20 protein-coding genes and 2 pseudogenes are annotated in these 22,087 nt (G+C 73.1%); 13 read left to right on the forward strand and 9 right to left on the reverse strand.

Annotation, left to right across the window (positions count from 1 at the left end; all coding sequences use genetic code 11):
* Positions 1 to 177: 177 nt before the first annotated feature.
* Positions 178 to 1,506, forward strand: a complete 1,329-nt coding sequence (locus I003_RS0122145) for a M14 family metallopeptidase (RefSeq protein WP_027773512.1) — start codon at positions 178 to 180, stop codon at positions 1,504 to 1,506.
* 241 nt (positions 1,507 to 1,747) lie between these two features.
* On the opposite strand, the gene I003_RS0122150 is transcribed toward I003_RS0122145, so the two are convergent.
* Positions 1,748 to 2,701, reverse strand: a complete 954-nt coding sequence (locus tag I003_RS0122150) for an FAD-dependent oxidoreductase (protein WP_027773513.1) — start codon at positions 2,699 to 2,701, stop codon at positions 1,748 to 1,750.
* Positions 2,702 to 2,829: 128 nt separating this feature from the next.
* Here I003_RS0122150 and I003_RS0122155 point away from each other — a divergent pair, with 128 nt between their 5' ends.
* On the forward strand, positions 2,830 to 3,384 hold the full coding sequence (locus I003_RS0122155; protein WP_027773514.1) for a TrmH family RNA methyltransferase: 555 nt from the start codon (positions 2,830 to 2,832) through the stop codon (positions 3,382 to 3,384).
* Between the two features lie 17 nt (positions 3,385 to 3,401).
* Positions 3,402 to 4,103 carry a sulfite exporter TauE/SafE family protein gene (locus I003_RS0122160; RefSeq protein WP_027773515.1) on the forward strand — a complete coding sequence of 234 codons (702 nt, stop codon included), beginning with the start codon at positions 3,402 to 3,404 and terminating at the stop codon, positions 4,101 to 4,103.
* Between the two features lie 203 nt (positions 4,104 to 4,306).
* Here I003_RS0122160 and I003_RS0122165 read toward each other — a convergent pair whose 3' ends face one another.
* From I003_RS0122165 to I003_RS0122175, 3 genes are all read right to left on the reverse strand, one after another.
* The gene (locus I003_RS0122165; protein ID WP_037721421.1) at positions 4,307 to 6,766 is read right to left on the reverse strand and encodes a Tex family protein; all 2,460 of its coding nucleotides are present in this window, start codon (positions 6,764 to 6,766) and stop codon (positions 4,307 to 4,309) included.
* 143 nt (positions 6,767 to 6,909) lie between these two features.
* A complete protein-coding gene (locus tag I003_RS36520; protein WP_199784337.1) occupies positions 6,910 to 7,047 on the reverse strand; it encodes an LPFR motif small protein in 138 nt (45 codons plus the stop codon).
* Positions 7,048 to 7,134: 87 nt separating this feature from the next.
* Entirely contained in the window at positions 7,135 to 7,998 is an 864-nt protein-coding gene (locus I003_RS0122175; RefSeq protein ID WP_027773517.1) for an SCO6745 family protein, read from the reverse strand.
* 111 nt (positions 7,999 to 8,109) lie between these two features.
* On the opposite strand from I003_RS0122175, the pseudogene I003_RS0122180 reads away from it, so the two are divergent.
* Positions 8,110 to 8,382 (forward strand): annotated as a pseudogene (locus I003_RS0122180) (DJ-1/PfpI family protein); the annotation flags it as partial.
* 81 nt (positions 8,383 to 8,463) lie between these two features.
* On the opposite strand, the gene I003_RS0122185 reads toward I003_RS0122180, so the two are convergent.
* The gene (locus tag I003_RS0122185; RefSeq protein WP_027773519.1) at positions 8,464 to 9,255 is read right to left on the reverse strand and encodes an enoyl-CoA hydratase/isomerase family protein; all 792 of its coding nucleotides are present in this window, start codon (positions 9,253 to 9,255) and stop codon (positions 8,464 to 8,466) included.
* A gap of 69 nt (positions 9,256 to 9,324) precedes the next feature.
* On the reverse strand, positions 9,325 to 10,950 hold the full coding sequence (locus I003_RS0122190) for an ABC-F family ATP-binding cassette domain-containing protein (protein WP_027773520.1): 1,626 nt from the start codon (positions 10,948 to 10,950) through the stop codon (positions 9,325 to 9,327).
* Positions 10,951 to 11,355: 405 nt separating this feature from the next.
* Here I003_RS0122190 and I003_RS0122195 point away from each other — a divergent pair, with 405 nt between their 5' ends.
* On the forward strand, positions 11,356 to 11,886 hold the full coding sequence (locus I003_RS0122195) for an ATP-binding protein (protein ID WP_027773521.1): 531 nt from the start codon (positions 11,356 to 11,358) through the stop codon (positions 11,884 to 11,886).
* Here the strand turns inward: I003_RS0122195 and idi are convergent.
* The 3 genes from idi to galE form a co-directional block, all read right to left on the reverse strand.
* A complete protein-coding gene (gene idi, locus I003_RS0122200; protein ID WP_027773522.1) occupies positions 11,819 to 12,376 on the reverse strand; it encodes an isopentenyl-diphosphate Delta-isomerase in 558 nt (185 codons plus the stop codon). The two genes, I003_RS0122195 and idi, sit on opposite strands and share 68 nt — an antisense overlap.
* Before the next feature lie 107 nt (positions 12,377 to 12,483).
* Positions 12,484 to 13,413, reverse strand: coding sequence for a cation diffusion facilitator family transporter (locus I003_RS0122205; RefSeq protein WP_027773523.1), 930 nt, complete (start codon positions 13,411 to 13,413; stop codon positions 12,484 to 12,486).
* 156 nt (positions 13,414 to 13,569) lie between these two features.
* The gene (galE, locus tag I003_RS0122210) at positions 13,570 to 14,556 is read right to left on the reverse strand and encodes a UDP-glucose 4-epimerase GalE (protein WP_027773524.1); all 987 of its coding nucleotides are present in this window, start codon (positions 14,554 to 14,556) and stop codon (positions 13,570 to 13,572) included.
* A 188-nt stretch (positions 14,557 to 14,744) separates the two neighbouring features.
* Between galE and I003_RS0122215 the strand changes: the two genes are divergently transcribed.
* The 8 genes and pseudogenes from I003_RS0122215 to I003_RS36525 all read left to right on the forward strand — a co-directional run.
* Positions 14,745 to 16,583, forward strand: a complete 1,839-nt coding sequence (locus I003_RS0122215) for a CDP-alcohol phosphatidyltransferase family protein (RefSeq protein WP_051368377.1) — start codon at positions 14,745 to 14,747, stop codon at positions 16,581 to 16,583.
* On the forward strand, positions 16,580 to 17,317 hold the full coding sequence (locus tag I003_RS0122220; protein WP_027773526.1) for a phosphocholine cytidylyltransferase family protein: 738 nt from the start codon (positions 16,580 to 16,582) through the stop codon (positions 17,315 to 17,317). Before I003_RS0122215 ends, I003_RS0122220 begins: the two co-directional genes overlap by 4 nt.
* On the forward strand, positions 17,305 to 18,369 hold the full coding sequence (locus I003_RS0122225) for an iron-containing alcohol dehydrogenase family protein (RefSeq protein ID WP_027773527.1): 1,065 nt from the start codon (positions 17,305 to 17,307) through the stop codon (positions 18,367 to 18,369). Before I003_RS0122220 ends, I003_RS0122225 begins: the two co-directional genes overlap by 13 nt.
* On the forward strand, positions 18,347 to 19,126 hold the full coding sequence (locus I003_RS0122230) for a CDP-alcohol phosphatidyltransferase family protein (RefSeq protein WP_051368378.1): 780 nt from the start codon (positions 18,347 to 18,349) through the stop codon (positions 19,124 to 19,126). The genes I003_RS0122225 and I003_RS0122230 overlap by 23 nt, the downstream gene beginning before the upstream one ends.
* Before the next feature lie 5 nt (positions 19,127 to 19,131).
* Positions 19,132 to 20,055: a glycosyltransferase gene (locus I003_RS0122235; protein ID WP_027773529.1), complete on the forward strand. Its 924-nt coding sequence runs from the start codon at positions 19,132 to 19,134 to the stop codon at positions 20,053 to 20,055.
* A 58-nt stretch (positions 20,056 to 20,113) separates the two neighbouring features.
* A complete protein-coding gene (locus tag I003_RS0122240; protein ID WP_027773530.1) occupies positions 20,114 to 21,025 on the forward strand; it encodes an ABC transporter permease in 912 nt (303 codons plus the stop codon).
* The gene (locus I003_RS0122245; protein ID WP_027773531.1) at positions 21,012 to 21,824 is read left to right on the forward strand and encodes an ABC transporter ATP-binding protein; all 813 of its coding nucleotides are present in this window, start codon (positions 21,012 to 21,014) and stop codon (positions 21,822 to 21,824) included. Before I003_RS0122240 ends, I003_RS0122245 begins: the two co-directional genes overlap by 14 nt.
* 47 nt (positions 21,825 to 21,871) lie before the next feature.
* Positions 21,872 to 22,087: pseudogene (locus tag I003_RS36525) on the forward strand (hypothetical protein); the annotation flags it as partial.

Below are 22,087 nucleotides of genomic sequence, written 5' to 3' on the forward strand. Positions count from 1 at the left end.
CCAACAATATTGCTGTCTCACCGGTCCTGTGAAAGACCACGGCGCCCCGGTTGCCCGCCGGCAGCCAGGACATCGCCAGGACACCGCCGGGACTTCGTGTACGGAGGCTTCTGCGGCGGGTCACCCTCCGCTATCTTCTGGCCACCCTCATCGCTCTCCGCCTCCGGGAGACCGCCCATGCGCACACGCGCCCCCCGTCTCACCCCGCTCCGCACGGCGATCCTCGCGGCGTGCGCCGCGGCCGTCGTGGTCGCACCGCTCACCGGCCCGCCCGCGGAAGCCGCCAACCCGCCGCGTACCGGCTTCGAGGAGAGCGGCGGCGCCCGCTGGACCGGTGAGCGGGAGGAGGCCGGTTTCCTCGCCGCCGTGGCCGAGGACAGCCGCCGCGTCGCCGTCGACCGCATCGGCACCACCGAGCAGGGCCGCCCTCTGAACCTCGTCCGCATCGGCGCCCCCCGCCCGCCCACCCCCGCGCAGGCCGTCAGCGGCAGCGTCGTCCTGCTCATCTGCAGCCAGCACGGCGACGAACCGGCCGGCCGCGAGGCGTGCCTGACCGGCCTGCGCGACCTGGCCTTCGCCAAGGACGCCGGGACCCGGCGCTTCCTGGCCCGCAACGCCGTCCTCGTGGTCCCCAACGCCAACCCCGACGGCCGCGCCGCCGACACCCGGGGCAACACCGACGGCGTCGACGTCAACCGCGACCACGTCGCCCTGGCGACCGCGGAGGGCCGTGCCATGGCCGCCGTCATCCGCGACTACCGCCCCGACGTCATCCACGACCTGCACGAGTTCGAGGCCAGCGAGCCGTCCTACGTCAAGGACGTACTCGCCCTCTGGCCGCGCAACCTCAACACCCATGACGACGTCCACCGTGAGGCCCGCCACCTGAGCGAGGACCACGTCCGCGCCGGCGTCGAGGAAGCCGGCTACAGCAGCGGCGTCTACGGCATCTGGACCGACCCGCAGACCGGCGAGCCGATCCGCCAGGTCGCGGGCGACGGCCAGGAGCGCATCCTGCGCAACACCGCGGGCCTCAAACACGCGGCCGGGCTGCTGGTCGAGACACGCATCACCGCGCTCACCGACGACGAGCGCGACGACCCCGCGGCCAACCACCGCCGCCGCGTCACCTCCCAGCTCACCGCGCTCGACGCCACGTTCGCCTACGCCGCGGACCACCGCGGCCGGCTGGCGACCGCCACGGCGGCGGCCCGCGCCCGCGGCCTCGCCGACACGGGCCCCGTCCACCTCGGCGGCGCCGACAACGAGCCGCCCGCCCCGGGCCAGATCATCGACGACCCGCCGTGCGGCTACGCACTCGACTCCGGGCAGTACGACGAGGTCGGCGACGAACTGGCCCTGCACGGCGTCGAGGTCCGTGAACGGCCGGGCGGCGGTGCCCTGGTGAAGCTGCGGCAGCCGCTGCGCGCGCTGGTGCCGCTGCTGCTGGACCAGCGGGCGGTCTACGAGCTGACCGACGGCAGGCCCGTCGAACGCTGCGGCTGAGCCGGCCGGGCTGGGCCGGCCGGGCCGTGCCGGGCCGTCGTGCCGGGTGGGGTCGGTCTGGGCCGGGTCGGTCTGGTCCCCGGCGGTGGTCGGGTGCGGGCGCCCCGGTGCGCCGGACGGCTGCCGTGCGGACGAAGATCCGGCTGTCGGTGGGGCCGCCTACCCTGGGGCGGGTGTGCGGGGTTCTCGGGGCCTGCGGGGGGTGCCGCGGGTCCTGGGGTTCCGCGGGGTTCGGCGGGGCTTACGTTCTCAGGAGCTCCGCGGCCTCTTCGGCGCAGCCCCAGGCCACCGTCACCCCGGCGCCCCCGTGCCCGTAATTGTGCACGCACAGCGCCCCGCCGGGCAGGTGCTCCGCCTCCAGCCGCACGGCCGGCCGGGCCGGGCGCAACCCGACGCGGTGGCCGAGGACCCGGGCATCGGCGATCCGGGGGAGGACACGCGCGCAGCGCGCCACGATGCCCGCGGCCACCGCCGGATCCGGGCCGGTGTCCCAGGCGTCCTCGACGGCCGTGCCGCCGAGCACCAGTCCGTATGGCTGCGGCAGCGCGTACAGCGTGGCGGTCGCCTCCTTGTACGCCGAGACCACCCACTCCTCGACGCCCGGGTTCTCCACGACGACGAGCTGCCCCTGCACCGGGCGCATGCTCGGGTCCGGCACCAGTTCGCGGGCGCCCAGGCCGGTGCAGTTGACGACGCAGGCGGCCTCCCGCCCGGCCTCGCCGAGCGAGCCGGCGGTGCGCAGCTCGACCCGGCCGCCGGCCGCGGCCAGCCGGTCGCGCAGGTGGGCCAGGTGCGTGGCCGTGTCGACGATCGGCACCGTCGCACGCACGCCCGTGGTGTACTCCCCGGGCAGCTCGGCGGAGTTCGCGGCCCGCACCTCGCGCAGGGCGCGCCGCCAGGGCCCCAGCCCGGCGGTACCGATGCCGAGCTGCAGCCCGGTCCGCATCCGCACACCCGTCACCGCGGGGTCCTCCGCCTGCCGCGCGTACACGTCGAACGACCGCACCGACCAGTCCGCGACCCGGTGTTCGGGCTCGATCCGGTACGGCCACCACAGCCCGCCCGCGACGGCCGACGTCGTCTCCTCCGCCGGCTCCCGTGCCCACACCGTGACCCGCCGCCCGCTTTCGGCGAGGACGACCGCACTGGTCAGGCCGATGATGCCGCTGCCGAGCACGATGACTTCGGAATCCATCACGGCAGTCTGCCGCACCGTCCCGGATCACGCGCGGGGTGGTGGACAGCCGAGGTTGATCGCTATTCTGTTCGCATGTCGACTCACGTGAGCCACACCTACGTTGGGGGGGCGCAGGCCCCGCGCCGATGAGCGCCCGCCCGGGGGCCCGCCGGCCCGGAACGGACGCGCCGGCCATCCGCACCCGTACCCCCCGGGAGCTGAAGCGAAGCCGCCGCCCCCGCGCACACTCCTGCTGGGACCACCTCTACGCCGCCCCGCTCTGGCCGCTCCACGGCGCCAACCTCGGTACGCTCCTGCGCACCTGTGACGCCGTGGGCGCCTGCCTCGTCGTGCCCCGCTTTCCCTGGGTGCCCGAGGCGCTGGCACGTGGCAACACGCTGCGCCGCCCGGTCTGCGTGCACTGGACCGGGGACCCGCTGCGCTGGCTGGAGCGGCAGCGCGCGGCGGGCAAGAGCGTCCTCGGCGTCGAACTCGCCGACGAGGCCGTGCGCCTGGCCGACCTGCCGGCCGCGCGCCGGGCCACGGTGATGGTGCTCGGCCACGAACAGCACGGCATCCCGCCGGACGCGCTCGACCTGCTCGACGAGGCCGTCGAGATACCCATGGTCGGCACCGGCGCCAGCCTCAACGTCGCCGTGGCCGGCTCCCTCGTCCTCTACCGGCTGGCCGGGCTGCTGTGACCGGTGACGCCCTGCTCATGGCCGGAGTGCTGCTGCTCGGTGCGTCCGTGCAGCGGCTCGCGGGCATCGGCCTCGCGCTGGTCGCCGGGCCGGCGCTGGCGCTCGTGCTCGGCCCGGCCGAGGGCGTCCGGCTGTGCAACGTCGCCGCCGGTGCCATCTGCGTGTTCGGCCTGACCACCGTCTGGCGGCAGGTCAGGCCGGGCGCCATGGTGCCGCTGCTGGCCGCCGCCGTGTGCACGGTGCCGATCGGCGCCCTCACGGCCGCCCGACTGCCCGCCCCCGTGCTGCTGACCGGCATGGGCGCGATGGTCTGCGGCGCCGTCGGGCTCGTCATGGCCGGTGCCCGCGCCGAGTCGCTGCGCGGTACCGGCGGGGCGGTCACCGCGGGGGCGGTCAGCGGCTTCATGAACTCCTCGGCGGGCATCGGCGGCCCCGCCGTCTCGCTGTACGCCGTGAACGCGGGCTGGACGGTGCGGGAGTTCGTGCCGAACGCGCTGTTCTACGGCGTCGTCGTCAACATCGTCTCGGTCACGGCGAAGGGCCCGCCGGACCTGACGGCCCACGCCTGGGTGCTGTGCGCGGCCGCCGTCGCGGGGGGTGCGCTCGTCGGCCGGGTCCTGGGCGACCGGGTGCCCGAGACGCCCGCGCGCCGCCTGGTGCTGGTCCTCGGGCTGGCCGGCGGCGCGGCGACGCTGACAAAGGGCCTGCTGAGCCTCTGACGCGGCGCCGCCGGCCGCGGACGGCACCGCGCGGCGCCGTCTTCGCCGGCCCCGCGTGCCGCCCGCGCGCGGCCGGCTCGGGGGCGACAGCGTCCGTGTCCGCCGCGCCCCGCCGGCGGGAAGGGATCCGCCGCGGGCCGGGCCCCGCTCACCACGGCGCGGTGGACGGGGCCCGGGTGCACGTTCCGGTGGTCGCGCAGCTCTCAGCGCTTGCCGCGGCGGCCGTTGCCACCGCCGCCGCCCCGGCCGCCGCCGAGCAGACCCGCGCGCCGCAGCGCATCCGCCATCTCGCTGTTCTCCGGCTGCGCCTCGCGGCGCCGGCCGCCGCCCCCGCGCTGCTGGCGCCCGCCGCCCGTGCCCTGACCGTCGCCCTGGCCGCCGCCCCGCTGCCGCGGCGGGCCCTGCCGGTCGCGCTCGCGTCCGCCGCCCCGGCCGCCGCCGACCGCCGGTTTGCCCGGCTCGTCGTCCAGCCGCAGCGTCAGCGAGATCCGCTTGCGCGGCACGTCCACGTCCAGCACCTTCACCTTCACGATGTCCCCGGGCTTGGCGACATCGCGCGGGTCCTTCACGAACGTCTTCGACATCGCCGACACGTGCACCAGGCCGTCCTGGTGCACGCCCACGTCCACGAACGCACCGAACGCGGCCACGTTCGTCACCACACCCTCCAGTACCATCCCCTGCTGCAGGTCGCCGATCTTCTCCACGCCCTCCTTGAACACCGCTGTCCGGAACGCCGGCCGCGGGTCGCGCCCCGGCTTCTCCAGCTCCTTGAGGATGTCCGTCACCGTCGGCAGCCCGAACCGCTCGTCCGTGAAGTCCTGCGGCTTCAGCGACCGCAGCGTCCGCGTGTCGCCGATCAGCGCCGCCACCTCCGTGCCGCCCGCCTTCACCATCCGCCGCACCACCGGGTACGCCTCCGGGTGCACGCCCGAGGCGTCCAGCGGGTCCTCGCCGCCGCGGATGCGCAGGAAGCCCGCACACTGCTCGAAAGCCTTCGGCCCCAGCCGCGGCACGTCCTTGAGCGCCGCGCGGCTGGTGAAGGGGCCGTGGGAGTCGCGGTGCGTCACGATGTTCTCCGCGAGCCCCGCGCCGATGCCGGAGACCCGGGCCAGCAGCGGCGCCGAGGCGGTGTTGAGATCGACGCCCACGCCGTTGACGCAGTCCTCCACGACCGCGTCCAGGGAGCGCGACAGCTTCGCCTCCGACAGATCGTGCTGGTACTGGCCGACGCCGATCGACTTCGGGTCGATCTTCACCAGCTCGGCCAGCGGGTCCTGCAGCCGCCGCGCGATGGACACCGCGCCGCGCAGCGACACGTCCAGGTCGGGCAGTTCCTGCGAGGCGAACGCCGACGCCGAGTACACCGACGCCCCGGCCTCGGAGACCATCACCTTCGTCAGCTTCAGCGCGGGCTGCGCGGCGATCAGATCGGCGGCCAGCTTGTCCGTCTCCCGCGAGCCCGTGCCGTTGCCGATGGCGATCAGCTCCACCGCGTGCACGCGCGCCAGCTCGGCGAGGACGGCCAGCGACTCGTCCCACTTGCGGTGCGGCGCGTGTGGATAGACCGTCGCGGTGGCGGCCACCTTGCCGGTGGCGTCGACGACGGCGACCTTCACGCCCGTACGCAGCCCCGGGTCCAGGCCCAGCGTGGCGCGCGTGCCGGCAGGAGCGGCGAGCAGCAGGTCCCGCAGGTTGGCGGCGAAGACGTCCACCGCCTGGTCCTCCGCGGCCGTACGCAGCCGCAGCCGCAGGTCGATGCCGAGGTGCACCAGGATGCGCGTGCGCCACGCCCAGCGCACCGTCTCGGCGAGCCAGGAGTCGGCGGGCCGGCCCCGGTTCTCCACGCCGAACCTGGCCGCGATGGCGCGCTCGTACGCCGAGGGCCCCTCCTGCTCCGCCTCCGCGGGCGCGTCGGGCTCCAGGGCGAGATCCAGGATCTCCTCCTTCTCGCCGCGGAAGAGGGCGAGGATGCGGTGCGAAGGCAGGTCGGTCAGCGGCTCGGCGAAGTCGAAGTAGTCGGAGAACTTCGCGCCCGCCTCCTCCTTGCCCTCGCGCACCTTGGCCGCCACGCGGCCGTGCGTCCACATCCGTTCGCGCAGCTCGCCGATCAGGTCGGCGTCCTCGCCGAACCGCTCGGTGAGGATGGCCCGCGCACCCTCCAGGGCCGCGGCCGGGTCGGCGACGCCCTTGTCCGCGTCCACGAACGCCGTGGCCGCCGCGAGCGGCGCCACCGACGGATCGGTGAGCAGACCGTCGGCCAGCGGCTCCAGACCGGCCTCGCGGGCGATCTGCGCCTTCGTCCGCCGCTTGGGCTTGTACGGCAGATAGACGTCCTCCAGCCGGGCCTTGGAGTCGGCGGCACGGATCTGCGCCTCCAGCTCCTCGGTCAGCTTGCCCTGCCCGCGCACGGATTCCAGGATCGCCGCCCGCCGCTCCTCCAGCTCCCGCAGATAGCGCAGCCGCTCCTCGGCGGTGCGCAACTGGGCGTCGTCGAGCATCTCCGTCGCCTCTTTGCGGTAGCGGGCGATGAACGGCACGGTGGCGCCGTCGTCGAGCAGCCGCACCGCCGCCGTGATCTGCCGCTCGCGTACGCCGAGCTCCTCGGCGATTCTGGCCTCAATCGATACCGACGCCGTCACGTCCGCCCCGCTTTCTGTCATCTGTGGCGGAGTGCATTGTGGCAGGTCCGGCTGACAGCCGGGCGCCCGGCGGGAGCTGCCCCGGTCGCCCGGCGGGTCGGAGGCGGCCCGGGGCGCGCTCCGGACGCCGGCAGGGACGCGCCCCGGGCCTGGCGGGCACGGGGTCAGACGGTGCGGCGGCGCGACCTCCGGCCGCTCCGGGAGGCGCCGCTGAAGAGCCGGGCGACCAGCCGGAAGGGGAGCGTCACGATCGTGGCAAGGGCGCCGCCGATCATGCGCAGGATGTCGGCGATGGCTCGCATATCCGTCCTCCTCGCTACTCGGGTCGAGAACTGCGGGTAGCCCTCAGGACGTTGGGCAAACACCCGGCCCGCGGCCCGGCGCCGGTCTCAGCCCTTGCCGAAGATGTCCTTGGGCATCGCCCCGGCGGCCAGCGCGGCGGCGGTGTAGCCCGTGGCCAGCTCGGTCAGCCGTGCCACGCCCGCGGCGCCCAGACGCGCGTACGGAGCGAGGTCCACCCGGTCCGTCTCCTCCTCCAGCGCCTTGCGCAGCGCCGTGCCCTCCTCCGTCAGCTCGCCGTCCGCGGTCAGCAGCCCGCGGGCCCGCAGCCGTTCCTGCGCCGCCGCCCACTCCTCGGTCTCCCAGCCGCGCGAGTACCGGGAGAACTCCGGTGTGAAGCCGAAGCCGGAGGCGGTGTGGGTGACCTGGGCCTCCAGACCGTCGAGTCCGGCGTGGGCAAGGACCGCGTCGTGGCTGTCGCCGCGGTGCTCGCGCAGTTGGGTCGCGGCGTGCCAGAGCACCAGATGCGGGGCGTCCGGCACCGGCTGCGCGGCCTCGGCCGCGTACAGTGCCCGCCCGGCGCGCTCCCCGCCGGCCGCCGCCCGCTGCGCCAGCTCCGCGGCCTCGGCCAGCTCCGGCGAGGCGATCGTCTCCTCACCCAGCAGCCGCCGCAGCACGGCGTCGGCGACGCGCAGCCGGGCCGCCAGCACGGTGGCCGGGTCCGCGGTCCGCCAGGCCGCGGGCAGGTGCCGCGCGATATGCCGGTGGCTGTAGTTGTAGAACGCGGCGGTGACGACGCCGGGCCCGACCGGGCCCATGGCGGCGGACCTGGCGGTGAAGTACGCGGCGTGCCAGCCCTCGATCCCGATGCCCGCGAACTCCTCGGTGAACTCCGGTGCGAAGTAGATCGCCGAGTGCAGCGGGTTGAGGACCTGTTGGCAGCGGCGGCCGGCGCGCGGCGGGAGTGATGTCATGCGATCAGGCTAGTGAGCGGGCGCTTAGTCGCGGAAGGGGCCGACCGGCATGGCAGGAAAGGTGGGATCTTCGTCATTGCTGCCGCGGCGGCAGGAGCCCACGATGGAGCCATGACAGCCCGCAGCGTTCTCTGCGTCCTCTTCGACGACATGCAGAGCCTCGGCCTCACGGGCCCGCTGGAGGTGTTCGCCGGAGCCGAGCGGGCCGCCCCCGGCACGTACCGGAGCCGCACGGCCTCCCGCGCCGGCCTGCCGGTGCGCACGTCCTCCGGGCTCACCCTGACGCCGGACGGTCCGCTGGCCGACGCCCCCGCGCCGCACACGCTCGTCGTGCCCGGCGGCCACGGCGCCCGCCGCCCGCAGCCGGAGATCACCGCGTGGCTGCTGCGCTCCCGCAGCCGGTTCGTCCTGGAAGGCGTACGGGACTGAGCGCACGGCGGCTCCGCGCGGCCGGGCCCGCGGGCGTCATACGGACCAGGTGAAGCGCGGCTCGCGGCGCTCCAGGAAGGCGGCGACGCCCTCCGCGGTGTCCCCGGCCGTACGCGCCTGCCGGGCCCAGTGCGCGATACGTGCCGCGTCCGCCGCGGCGTCGGCGGGGGACCCCTCGTCCCCGTACGCCCAGGCCGTGTCGGCGAAGTCCTTCGCCGCCGCCTGCGTGAGCTGCGAGCGGGCCGCGAGCACCGCGGTGAACTCCGCCACCCGCCCGTCGAGTGCGGCCGCGGGCAGCACCTCGTCCACCAGGCCGGTGCGCAGCGCCCGCGCCGCGTCGATCAACTCCGCCGAGAACAGCAGGTACTTCGCGGTCGCGGGGCCCACCAGCCGCACCAGCCGGCGCGTCGCGCCGGCCGGGTAGACGAGGCCCAGCTTCGCCGGCGTGACCCCGAACAGCGCGTCCCCGGCGGCGAACCGCAGGTCGCAGGCGGCGGCGAGCTGACAGCCGCCGCCCACGCAGTGCCCGCGTACGACCGCCAGCGCGGGCTTGGGAAAGCCGGCGAGGGCCTCCTCGGCGGCCTCGGCGAGATCCTGTGTGCCCGCGCTGCCCGCCCGCAGCGAGCCGATGTCGGCGCCCGCGCAGAACGTGCCGCCCGCGCCGGTGAGCACCAGCGCGCGTACCCCCCGGTCCGCCGCGAGCCCTGCCAGCAGGCCGGGCAGCGCCCGCCACATGTCGGGCGTCATCGCGTTGCGCTTGGCCGGGTTGCTGATGACCACGGTCGCCACGCCGCCGTCGACCCCGCACCGCAGCTCGCCTTCGCTCATGACCGGCAGCCTCTCACGGCCGGGCGCGCGCCGGGACCGGCCGCGGGGCCGTCCCGGCGCGCGCCTCGCCTACAGCGGCTCGATGTCGCCCAACTCCTCGTCCAGCGCCAGCCAGCGCGTGATGCCGATGTCGCGCAGGAAGGGCACGTCGTGGCTGGCGACCACGAGCGCCCCCTCGTACGACTCCAGCGCCTTCACCAACTGGCGCACGCTCGCGATGTCCAGGTTGTTCGTCGGCTCGTCCAGCATCAGCAACTGAGGTGCCGGCTCCGCCAGCATCAGCGCCGCCAGCGTGGCCCGGAACCGCTCCCCGCCCGAGAGCGTGCCGACCCTCTGGTCGGCCCGGCCCTGCCGGAACAAAAAGCGCGCCAGCCGGGAGCGGATCTGCTGGTTGGACGCCGCGGGCGCCAGCAGGGCCACGTTCTCGACGATGCTCAGCGCGTCGTCCAGCACGTCGAGCCGCTGCGGCAGGTAGCGCAGCGGCACGTGCACCGCCGCCTCGCCCGCCACCGGCGCGAGCTGCCCCGCGATCGTGCGCAGCAGCGTGGACTTGCCCGCGCCGTTGCGCCCGGTCAGCGCGATCCGCTCCGGGCCGCGCACCTGCAGCGCCCCGACCCGCGCCCCGTAGCACAGCTCCAGCTCGCGCAGCATGAGGACGTCCCGGCCCGCCGGGACGGCGGTGTATGACAGGTCGACGCGGATCTCGTCGTCGTCCCGTACCGCCGCCTCCGCCTCGTCGAGCCGCTCTTTGGCGTCCTTCAGCCGCTCCTCGTGCATGATGCGGTGCTTGCCGGCGGAGACCTGGGCCTCCCGCTTGCGCGCGTTCATGATGATTTTCGGCTCGCGCTTGTTCGCGAACTGCTTGTCGGCGTACCGCTTGCGCTTGCTCAGCTTCTCGTGCGCCTCCGCCAGCTCGCGCTTTTGCCGCTTGAGGTCAGCCTCGGCGGAGCGCGCCATGCGCTCCGCGGCCTCCTGCTCGACGGCCAGCGCCTCCTCGTACGCCGTGAAGTTGCCGCCGTACCAGGTGACCTGGCCGTCCCGCAGGTCGGCGACCTGGTCGACGCGGTCGAGAAGCTCGCGGTCGTGACTGACGATCACCATGACGCCCGGCCACGACTCCACGGCCGCGTAGAGCCGGCGGCGGGCCTTCAGGTCGAGGTTGTTCGTCGGCTCGTCGAGCAGCAGCACGTCCGGCCGCTGCATGAGCAGCGCGGCCAGCCGCAGCAGCACCGACTCGCCGCCGGAGACCTCGCCGATGGTGCGGTCGAGGCCCACGTGCGCCAGGCCGAGCTGGTCGAGGGCGGCGCGGGCGCGTTCCTCGACGTCCCAGTCGTCGCCGACGGCCGTGAAGTGCTCCTCGGCGACGTCGCCCGACTCGATGGCGTGCAGCGCGCGCCGCACACCGTCGATCCCCAGCACCTCGTCGACCCGCGCGGCGGTGTCCAGCACGAGGTTCTGCGGGAGATAGCCGACGGCGCCCGCGGCCCTGACCGTGCCGGCGGCCGGCGTCAGCTCCCCGGCCATCAGACGCAGCAGCGTGGACTTGCCCGTGCCGTTGCGGCCGATCAGCCCGGTACGCCCGGGGCTTACCGCGAGGTCGAAGCCCTCGAAGACGGTCGTGCCGTCGGGCCAGGTGAAGGCCACCCCGGTGCAGATGACGGAGGCGGCGGCGTGCGGCGTGGAGGGAAATGACATGGCGTCTCCCGGTGAAGCTCGTAGGGGTGCGACGGGGGGCGTCGGCACCGGACGGCGACCTGGGAGAGCCGGGTGGAACGAAAGCGGGGCCGGGTGCCCTGCAGGGGAGGAAGGTGGCTCGAGCCGTGAGGTCGCACGTGCCGCACGCGGGCGATGCCGCGGGCACGGTGCCGTGGAGACCTCAGACGAGCAACACCTTCTCCAATCGTCGACTGCAAGGGCACTGCGAAGGTACGACGGTTCAACGGGGATCGGCAACCGATTATTTCGATCTCAGCGCAGGCCGGTCGTGGCGCAGCCGGTCGGAAGGTGACGAATGCCAGTCAAGTTCGGCTCGCCGGGTGGTGGGGCTCCGGTGATTGCCAACACTCTGAGGGTGAGCGGTGGTGAAAACAGGTGCCGGCGGTGAGCGCCGGCGGCGGTCCGAGACCCGAGCCAGGGCAGGTGGTCCCGGCGGCGTACGAGGGCACCTGGACGTTCGGGGCCCCGGCGCTCGACTCCTCGGTGCCCCAGTCCCGGCACGCCGTACGCGACCTCCTCGTCCGCCGGCGTGTCCCCATCGGCGAGGACCTGCTGCAGGGCGTGCTGCTGATCGTCTCGGAGCTGGTGACGAACGCGGTCCGGCACGCCGGGGTGCTCTCCCCGGAGATCGGGGTGGAGCTGTCGGTCAGCGCCGGCTGGGTCCGCGTCGCCGTCCGGGACCAGCACCCCTACCGCCCGAAGGCCCTACAGGCGGACGAGGACGAGACGGGCGGCCGGGGCCTGCTCCTGGTCAAGACGCTCACGAGCGAGGCGGGCGGCACCTGTGACGTGGCGCACACCGTCGACGGCGGGAAGGTGATCTGGGCCTCCCTCCCGCTCGCGGGCGTCACCAGCCGGACGCCGGACCCGTCAGCTCCCGGATGGCCGGCCTGGCCGCGTCGAGCACCGTCATGAACCACGCCGAGAACGGTTCCCCGGCGTGCTGCTCGACCAGCTCGTCCGGTGTGACGAAGGCGACCGCGCCGACCTCGTCGGCGGCCGGCCGCGGCTCGGCGCGCAGCAGCCCGGCGAAGAGGTGGTTGTACTCGTGCTCCACCAGGCCCGAGGCGGGGTCCGGGTGGTGGTAGGTGACCGTGCCCGCCTCCGCGAGCAGCACGGGTGAGACTCCCAGCTCCTCGAAGGTGCGGCGGGCGGCGGCGGCGAGCGGCGACTCGCCGGGGTAGGGGTGGCCGCAGCAGGAGTTGGACCACACGCCGGGGGAGTGGTACTTGCCCGGCGCACGCTGCTGGATCAGCATCCGCCCTGCGGTGTCGAAGAGGAACACGGAGAACGCCCGGTGCAGCCGGCCCGGCGCCCGGTGGGCGGACAGCTTCTCCGCGGTGCCGACGGTGGTGCCGTCCTCGTCGACGAGCTCCAGCATGATCTCTTCGGTGGCGGCCGGCATGAACATCCTTTGCGTCCGATCTACGGCGTCCGGTGCGGCGGCGCTCCGGTCCCGCGGCGGGCGGAGCCGGCGGAACGCCTCGTTCAGTCTGCCTCACCGGGGGCGGCTCAATGACAGAGATGGGCCTCGTGCGCGGCGTGTCCGGCGGGCTCGATCTGGAACGTGCAATGGTCGACATCGAAGTGATCGCCGAGGCACCCCTGGAGATCGTGGAGCAACCTTTCCTGACCCACCGACTGCAGCACGTCCTCCTTGACCACGACGTGCGCCGATATCACCGGCATTCCCGAGGTGATCGTCCACACATGCAGATCGTGCAGCTCCATCACCCCCGGGAGCTCAAGGATGTGCGTCCGTACCTCGGAGACGTCCACGTCCCTGGGCGCCGCCTCCAGCAGCACGTCCAGCGCCTCGCGCAGCAGCCGGAACGTGCGCGGGATGATCATCGAGCCGATGGCGAGCGAGGCGACCGGGTCCGCGTACTGCCAGCCGGTGGTGACGATGACCAGAGCCGAGATGATCACCGCGACCGACCCCAGGGCGTCCGCCAGCACCTCCAGAAAGGCGCCGCGCACGTTCAGGCTCTCCCGTCGGCCGCGCATCAGCAGGGCCAGCGAGATCAGGTTGACCACCAGGCCGGCGACACCGAACGCGAAGGTCAGTCCGCCCTCGATCTCCGGCGGGTCCAGGAAGCGGCGCACCGCCTGATAAAGGATGTAGCCGCCGACGCCGAAGAGCAGCAGACAGTTGGCCAGCGCCGCCAGGATCTCGGCCCGTGCGAAGCCGAAGGTGCGCCGCTCGCTGGTCGGCCGGTTCGCGAAGTGGATCGCCAGCAGCGCCATGGACAGCCCGACCGCATCGGTGGCCATGTGCCCGGCGTCCGCGACGAGCGCCAGCGAGCCGGTGATCACCCCGCCGACCACCTGCAGGCCCAGCACCGACAGGGTGAGCACCAGGGCGATGCGCAGCCGGCCGCGGTGCGCCGCCGAGGCCGTACCGCCGGCCGGCCCGTGGGAATGGTCGTGCCCTGCACCCATGCCGCATGCCCTCCGTTCCCGGTGGTCCCGGACAGGCCCTCGTACCTGCCCGGCGATCTCAGTGAACTACGGGCAGGGGGTATTCGCCAAACCCTGACATGAAGTCGGTTTTCATCGTCTGACCTGCGGAAACGCTCCTGCGAGCGTCTCGGCTGGTCAGCCCCGCCGCGCGGCCGGACGGCCGTGCAGCCAGCCCGCCCAGGCGGACTCGACCATGGCGCGCACGTCCAGCCGGGGGACCCAGCCCAGTTCCTTGGCCGCCAGCTCGTACGACGCGACCACCCGGGCCGGGTCCCCGGGGCGCCGGGGATGAATCACCGGAGCGTGCTCACGGCGCCCTGTGACCTCGGCGACGACCTCGGCCAGCTCCCGCACCGACACGCCGGTGCCGCTGCCGAGGTTCACCGTCAGGTCGCCGGAGACCGCCGGGGCGGCGACCCGGCGGGCCGCCGCCAGGTGGGCGCCCGCGAGGTCGACGACGTGGACGTAGTCGCGTATGCACGTGCCGTCGGGGGTGGGGTAGTCGTCGCCGAAGATCCGCATCGGCTCGTTGGCGGTCAGCCGCTCGAAGAACATCGGGACCACGTTGGACACGCCCGTGTCCGCCAGCTCCGGGGCGTCGGCCCCGGCGACGTTGAAGTAGCGCAGACAGGCCGTGGCCAGCCCGTGTGCGCGGCCGGTGGCCCGCAGCAGCCACTCGCCGGCGAGCTTGGTCTCGCCGTACGGGTTGATCGGCAGGCAGGGGGTGTCCTCGGTGACGAGGTCGACGTCGGGCATGCCGTAGACGGCGGCGGAGGAGGAGAGGACGAAGCGGCGCACGCCCGCGGCCACCACGGCCTCCAGCAGCACGCCCAGACCGTGCACGTTCTCCCGGTAGTACGACAGCGGCTGCTCCACGGACTCGCCGACCTGCTTCTTCGCAGCCAGGTGCAGCACGCCGGTGACGCCGTACTCGGCGAAGGTGCGGTTGAGCAGCAGCCGGTCCAGGAACGTGCCGCGCACCAGGGGTACGTCCGCGGGCAGCCGGGCCGGGTTCCCGGTGGACACGTCGTCCAGGACGACGACCCGCTCCCCGGCACCCGTCATGGCCCGCACGACATGCGCGCCGATGTATCCGGCCCCGCCGGTGATCAACCACGTCATGGCGGAACACTACCGCCCCGGTTTGGAGCACGGGTGCGAGCTGCGAAATGATGATCGCCACCCGGTCGAGGCGAACGGGCGGTGAACCCGTGGTTCCAGGGATCCGCTAACCTCTGCCGACAGCCGCCCGGCCGGACGGGGGAGGGGCGGACCCGCCTGCCGTCCCGCCTGCCAAGGAGTGAGTTCGTCTGCGGACCGCAATCCTGATCGGCCCCCCCGTCCCCGGGTCCCCGCTGGAGAGCGACCTCGCGTCGCTGGGCTACGACGACGTGCGTACCGCCGCGGACGTGGCCGACGCCGCCACCGTCCTCGCGCTGCTGCCCGAGGACGGCCGGGTCGCGCTCGTCGACAGCCGCTTCGTCGGCCACCGGCACAGCCTGCGCCTCACGCTGGCGGACCCCCGCTTCCCCGCCGCGGCCCTGCCCGGCGTGGTCGCGGTGCGGACGTCCGCCGCCCGCACCGCGCTCGCCCGCGCGGTGATGCGCAGCCGGACCCTGGACGGCGTCGCTGAGCAGACCGCCGCGCAGCTCGCCGACTCCGGCGGTGCGCTGGCCCGGCCGGAGCTGGGCGTGCTGGTGGCGGCCGTCCCCGAGGACGCCCTGGCCCGGGCGAGGGCGACGGACGCGGTCGCCGCCGTGGACGAGGAGAAGGCCCGGCTGCGCGCCGCGGTCAAGAGCCGCGACGGGTTCTTCACCACCTTCTTCATCAGCCCCTACTCGCGCTACCTCGCCCGCTGGTGCGCCAACCGCGGCCTCACCCCGAACCAGGTCACCACCGCCTCGCTGGCCACCGCCGTGCTCGCGGCCGGCTGCGCGGCCACCGGCACCCGCGCGGGCTTCGTCGCCGCCGGCGTGCTGCTGCTCCTCTCCTTCGTGCTGGACTGCACCGACGGCCAGCTCGCCCGCTACTCGCTGCAGTACTCCACGATGGGCGCCTGGCTCGACGCCACCTTCGACCGGGCCAAGGAGTACGCCTACTTCGCGGGTCTCGCCCTCGGCGCCGCCAACGCCGACGGCGACGACGTGTGGGCCCTCGCGCTGGGCGCCATGGTGCTGCAGATCTGCCGGCACGTCGTGGACTTCGCCTTCAACGAGTCCATCGCCGGCACCGCCGCCGCGGCCGGGGGCACCGCCCCCGCCCGCGGAGCCGGGGGGGACGGGAACGGCCCCGCCTTCGCCCTCTCCGACCGGCTCGACCGGCTCGGCTGGACCGTGTGGCTGCGCCGCATGGTCGTGCTGCCGATCGGCGAGCGCTGGGCGCTGATCGCCGTGCTCACCGCCGTCACCACGCCGCGCGTCGTCTTCGTCGTGCTGCTCATCGGCATGGCGCTCGCCGCCTCGTACACCACCGCGGGCCGCGTGCTGCGCTCCCTCAGACGCCGCGCCCAGCGCAGCGGGCAGGCGCTGAAGGCCCTGGACGAGCTGACCGACACCGGCCCGCTCGCCGAGGCCGCCTCTCGCTCCCTGCGTGCCTCCGTGCGCTCCCTGCCGTCGTACGCCGCGCCCGCCCTCGCCGCCGCCGGCGGCGCGTTCCTCGTGGCGCTGGCACTCGTCACCCCGTACGGCACCTGGTGGCCGCTGATAGGCGCCGCCGTCTACGTCCTGACGTCGGCACTCGCCGTCGCCCGGCCGCTGGCCGGCCCGCTGGACTGGCTTGTGCCGCCGGTCTTCCGGGCCGCCGAGTACGGTCTCGTCCTGGTGCTCGCGGCCCGCTCCGAGGTCAACGGAGCGCTTCCCGCGGCCTTCGGACTGGTCGCCGCGGTCGCCTACCATCACTACGACACCGTGTACCGCATCCGCGGCGGCACGGGTGCGCCCCCGCGCCGGCTGGTGCGGGCGATCGGCGGGCACGAGGGACGGGCGCTGGCGGTCACGCTGGCGGCAGCCCTGCTGACCGGCACGCGCTTCACGTTCGCGCTCGCGGCCATGGCCGCGGCCGTGGCGCTGGTGGTGCTCACCGAGAGCATCCGCTTCTGGGTCTCCTCCGGAGCCCCCGCTGTACACGACGAAACAGGAGAACCCGCATGATCGGCCTCGTGCTGGCCGCCGGCGCCGGACGGCGTCTGCGCCCCTACACCGACACTCTCCCGAAGGCCCTGGTGCCCGTCGACGGCGAGACCACCGTCCTCGACCTCACCCTCGGCAACTTCGCCGAGATCGGGCTCACCGAGGCGGCGATCATCGTCGGCTACCGCAAGGAGGCCGTGTACGAGCGCAAGGAGGCGCTGGAGCGCACCTACGGGCTGAAGCTCACCCTGATCGACAACGACAAGGCCGAGGAGTGGAACAACGCCTACTCCCTGTGGTGCGGCCGGGATTCGCTCCGGCACGATGTGATCCTCGCCAACGGCGACACCGTCCACCCCGTCTCCGTCGAGAAGACCCTGCTGGCCGCCCGCGGCGACGGCAAGAAGATCATCCTCGCCCTCGACACGGTCAAGCACCTCGCCGACGAGGAGATGAAGGTCGTCGCCGACCCCGAGAAGGGCGTCCAGAAGATCACCAAGCTGATGGATCCGGCCACGGCCACCGGCGAGTACATCGGCGTCACCCTCATCGAGGGCTCCGCCGCCGACGACCTGGCCGACGCGCTGAAGACCACCTTCGAGCGCGACCCCGACCTCTACTACGAGGACGGCTACCAGGAGCTGGTCAACCGCGGCTTCAAGATCGACGTCGCGCCCATCGGCGACGTCGCCTGGGTCGAGATCGACAACCACGACGACCTCGCCAAGGGCAGGGAGATCGCGTGCCGGTACTGACCCGCCTGATTCCGTCGCCGCTGACGGTCGACATCCGGGCCGGGGCGCTGGACGACCTCGCAGACCTCCTCTCCGACCAGCGTGTCGCGCCGTCGGGCCGGCTGGCCTTCGCCATCAGCCCGCGTTCCGGGCAGGCGCTGCGGGACCGCTTCGCGCCGGCGCTGCCCGGCGCCGACTGGTTCGCCGACGCCGACGGCACCATCGACGGCGCGGTGCGGCTCGCCGACTCCATCAAGAGCACGGGCCGCTACGACGCCGTGGTCGGCCTCGGCGGCGGCAAGGTCATCGACTCCGCGAAGTACGCCGCGGCCCGCGTCGGCCTGCCGATGGTCGCCGTGGCCACCAACCTCGCCAACGACGGCCTCTGCTCGCCGGTCTCCACGCTCGACAACGACGCGGGGCGAGGCTCGTACGGCGTGCCGAACCCCATCGCGATCGTCATCGACCTCGACGTCATCCGTGAGGCCCCGGCGCGTTACGTCCGCGCCGGCATCGGTGACGTGACGTGCAAGCTGTCCGCCGTCGCCGACTGGGAGCTGTCCCACCGGGAGACCGGCGAGCCCATCGACGGGCTGGCCGCCGCGATGGCCCGCAGCGCCGGCGACTCGGTGCTGCGCCACCCCGGCGGGATCGGCGACGACGACTTCCTCGTCATCCTCGCCGAGGCGCTGGTGCTCTGCGGCATCGCGATGTCCGTGGCCGGCGACAGCCGCCCTGCCTCCGGCGCGTGCCACGAGATCAGCCACGCCTTCGACCTGCTCTACCCCAAGCGCTGCGCGCTCCACGGCGAGCAGTGCGGCATCGGGGGGACCTTCGCCACGTTCCTCCGCGGCGACCGGGAGACGGCGCTGCTGATGGCGCAGGTGCTGCGCCGGCACAAGCTGCCCGTGCTGGCCGACGACATCGGCTTCGCGGATGACGAGTTCGTGAAGGCCATCGAGTTCGCCCCGCAGACCCGGCCCGGCCGGTACACGATCCTCGAACACCTCGACCTGTCCGCCGACCAGATCAGAGACGCCTACGCCGACTATGCCAAAGCCATCGGTAGCTGAGCTACGGCCCGTGGTCCACCCCGCGGGGGTGAAGGACCGGCGCAGCGGGGAACACTGGGCCGGGCGCCTGTACATGCGCGAGATCTCGCTGCGCGTGGACCGGCACCTGGTCAACACCCGGGTGACGCCCAACCAACTGACGTACGTCATGACGCTCGCCGGCGTCCTCGCCGCCCCGGCGCTGCTGGTCCCCGGGATCACCGGGGCCCTGCTGGGCGTGCTGATGGTCCAGTTGTACCTGCTGCTCGACTGCGTCGACGGGGAGGTCGCCCGCTGGAAACAGCAGTTCTCCCTCGGCGGCGTGTACCTCGACCGGGTCGGCGCGTACCTCTGCGACGCGGCGGTGCTCGTGGGCTTCGGTCTGCGTGCCGCCGACCCGTGGGGCGAAGGCTCCGTCGACTGGCTCTGGGCCTTCCTCGGCACCCTCGCCGCGCTGGGCGCCGTGCTGATCAAGGCGGAGACCGACCTCGTCGGCGTCGCCCGCCACCAGCAGGGGCTGCCGCCGGTCAAGGAGTCCGCGGCCGAGCCGCGCTCGTCGGGAGTCGCCGTGGCCCGCAAGGCGGCGTCGGCGCTGAAGTTCCACCGGCTGATCCTGGGAATCGAGGCGTCACTCGTCATCCTCCTGCTGGCGATCCTCGACCTGGTCAGGGGAGACCTGTACTTCTCCCGGATCGGTGTCGCCGTACTCGCCGCGATAGCGATGCTCCAGACCCTCCTCCATTTGGTCAGCATCCTGGCCTCCAACAGGTTGCGGTGAGCGGAATGACACATGAACACCAGCCCCGGCGGCCGGCGCCGCAGCGCCCCGGGGAGGTCCGGCTCGGTGCCGTCGTCATCACGATGGGCCAGCGTCCCGAGGAGCTGCGCGCGCTGCTGGAGTCGGTCGCCAAGCAGGACGGCGCGCCGGTCGAGGTGGTCGTCGTGGCCCAGGGCGTGACCCTGCCGGACATCCCGCAGGGCGTACGGGTCGTGGAACTGCCCGAGAACCTGGGCATCCCCGGCGGGCGCAACGCCGGCATCGAGGCGTTCGGCGACGGCGGCCGCGACGTCGACGTGCTGCTTTTTCTGGACGACGACGGTCTTCTGCCCCAGCAGGACACCGCGCGGCTGGTGCGTGAGGCGTTCGCCGCCGACCCGCGGCTGGGCATCGTCAGCTTCCGCATCGCCGACCCCGTGACCGGGCTCACACAGCGCCGGCACGTGCCCCGGTTGCGCGCCTCCGACCCGATGCGCTCCTCGCGCGTCACCACGTTCCTCGGCGGCGCCAATGCGGTGCGCACGGCGGTGTTCCAGGAGGTCGGAGGGCTGCCGGACGCCTTCTTCTACGCCCACGAGGAGACCGACCTCGCCTGGCGGGCGCTCGATGCGGGCTGGCACATCGACTACCGCGCCGACCTGGTCCTGCACCACCCGACGATGCCGCCCAGCAGGCACGCCACGTACCACCACAACGTGGCCCGCAACCGCGTCTGGCTGGCCCGCCGGAACCTTCCGCTGCCGCTCGTCCCGGTCTATCTCGGTGTCTGGTTCCTTCTCACCGTGGCACGCAGCCCCTCGCCGGCTGTGCTGAAATCATGGCTCGTAGGCTTCCGAGAGGGCTGGCGCGCACCGTGCGGGCCGCGCAAGCCCATGAAGTGGCGTACGGTGTGGCGGCTGACCCGGCTGGGACGACCGCCCGTGATCTGACAAGCTCGTACCGTTGAGTGTCTGAGGACGAAAGTTACCGACTGTGAGCGATACGGCAGTGGGCGCTCCGCCCAAGCGCCATCCCGACGACGGGCTGTCCCCGGCCGAGCTGGCCGCCAAGTACGGCCTCTCGGTGAGCGGCGCGCGCCCCGGGCTCCCCGAGTACGTGCGGCAGCTCTGGGCGCGCCGCCACTTCATCATGACCTTCTCGCGCGCCAAGCTCACCGCGCAGTACAGCCGGGCGAAGCTGGGCCAGGTCTGGCAGGTGCTGACCCCGCTGCTGAACGCGACGGTCTTCTTCTTCATCTTCGGCGTGCTGCTCGGCGGCCGGGCCGGGATGAGCAACGACGTCTACATCCCGTTCCTCGTCACGGGGGTGTTCGTCTGGACGTTCACCCAGCAGTCCGTGATGTCGGGCGTGAAGTCGATCTCCGGGAACCTGGGCCTGGTGCGGGCACTGCACTTCCCGCGGGCCGCCCTGCCGATCTCGTTCTCGCTGCAGCAGTTGCAGCAGTTGCTCTACTCGATGACGGTGCTGGCCGTCATCCTGGTCGCCTTCGGCTGGTACCCGGACTGGACCTGGCTGCTGATCGTGCCGATCCTGGCGCTGCAGTACGTCTTCAACACCGGTCTGGCGATGGTCGTGGCCCGGCTGGGCAGCGACACCCCGGACCTGGCGCAGCTCATGCCGTTCATCCTGCGCGCCTGGATGTACGGCTCGGGCGTCATGTTCCCCCTGCAGTACATGATGACGGTGCGGGCGAATGCGCCGCAGTGGGCCGCCGACCTCGTCGCGATGAACCCGGCCGCTGTATACATGGACCTCATGCGCTTCGCCCTCATGGGGGACTACCCGAAGAGCTACATGCCGCCGAACGTCTGGTTGCTGGCGGCGGGCTGGGCAGTGGTGGTCGGCGCGTTCGGTTTCGTGTTCTTCTGGAAGGCTGAGGAGCGATATGGCCGTGGCTGAACATCCGGCGAGCCGCGCCGAGGCCGACACGCCCGACGGCGGGCGGGTACCCACGGTCATCGCGGACGACGTGCACATCGTCTACCGGGTGCAGGGCGGGGCCCGCGGCAAGGGCAGCGGCGCCGCCGCCCTCAACCGCATCCTGCGCCGGGAGAAGAGCAACAGGGTGCGCGAGGTGCACGCGGTGCGCGGGGTGAGCTTCACGGCGTACCGCGGCCAGGCCATCGGCCTGATCGGCTCCAACGGCTCCGGCAAGTCGACGCTGCTGAAGGCCATCGCGGGCGTGCTGCCCGCGCACAGCGGCAAGGTGTACACCAACGGCCAGCCCTCGCTCCTCGGCGTCAACGCGGCGCTGATGAACGACCTGACCGGCGAGCGGAACGTGATGCTCGGCGGGCTGGCGATGGGCATGACCCGCGAGCAGATCCGCGAGCGGTACCAGAGCATCGTCGACTTCTCCGGCATAAACGAGAAGGGCGACTTCATCACCCTGCCCATGCGGACCTACTCCTCCGGCATGGCGGCGCGGCTGCGGTTCTCCATCGCCGCGGCCAAGGACCACGAGGTGCTGATGATCGACGAGGCCCTGGCCACCGGCGACCTGAGGTTCCGCAAGCGCTCCGAGGCCCGGCTGCGCGAACTGCGCAAGCAGGCCGGCACGGTGTTCCTGGTCAGCCACACCAACAAGTCCATCCGCGACACCTGCGACCGGGTGCTGTGGCTGGAGAAGGGCGAGTTGGTGATGGACGGGCCGACGGACGACGTGCTGAAGGAGTACCAGGAGTTCTCCAAGCGCTAGTACTACAGGGCTAGATCTTGATCATGGGGTGGTGGGAGACTCTGGCTGTGGCCACGACACAGCCCCGTGATCAAGATTGTCCGTCGGACGCCGTCAGCCCGGCCGATTTAGCCGTCTGGGACCGAGAGTTCGCCGCGCTGGGCGAGCGGATAACCCCACTGTTCTACCGCCCGGAGTCCCAAGGGCACGCCCTTCAGTACCTGCGTGGGCTCCTCTCCCCGTTGCAGCGCAAGAACGGCTGGACCATGGCCGAGTTCGCCGGT

Source organism: Streptomyces sp. CNQ329 (genome assembly GCF_000482585.1).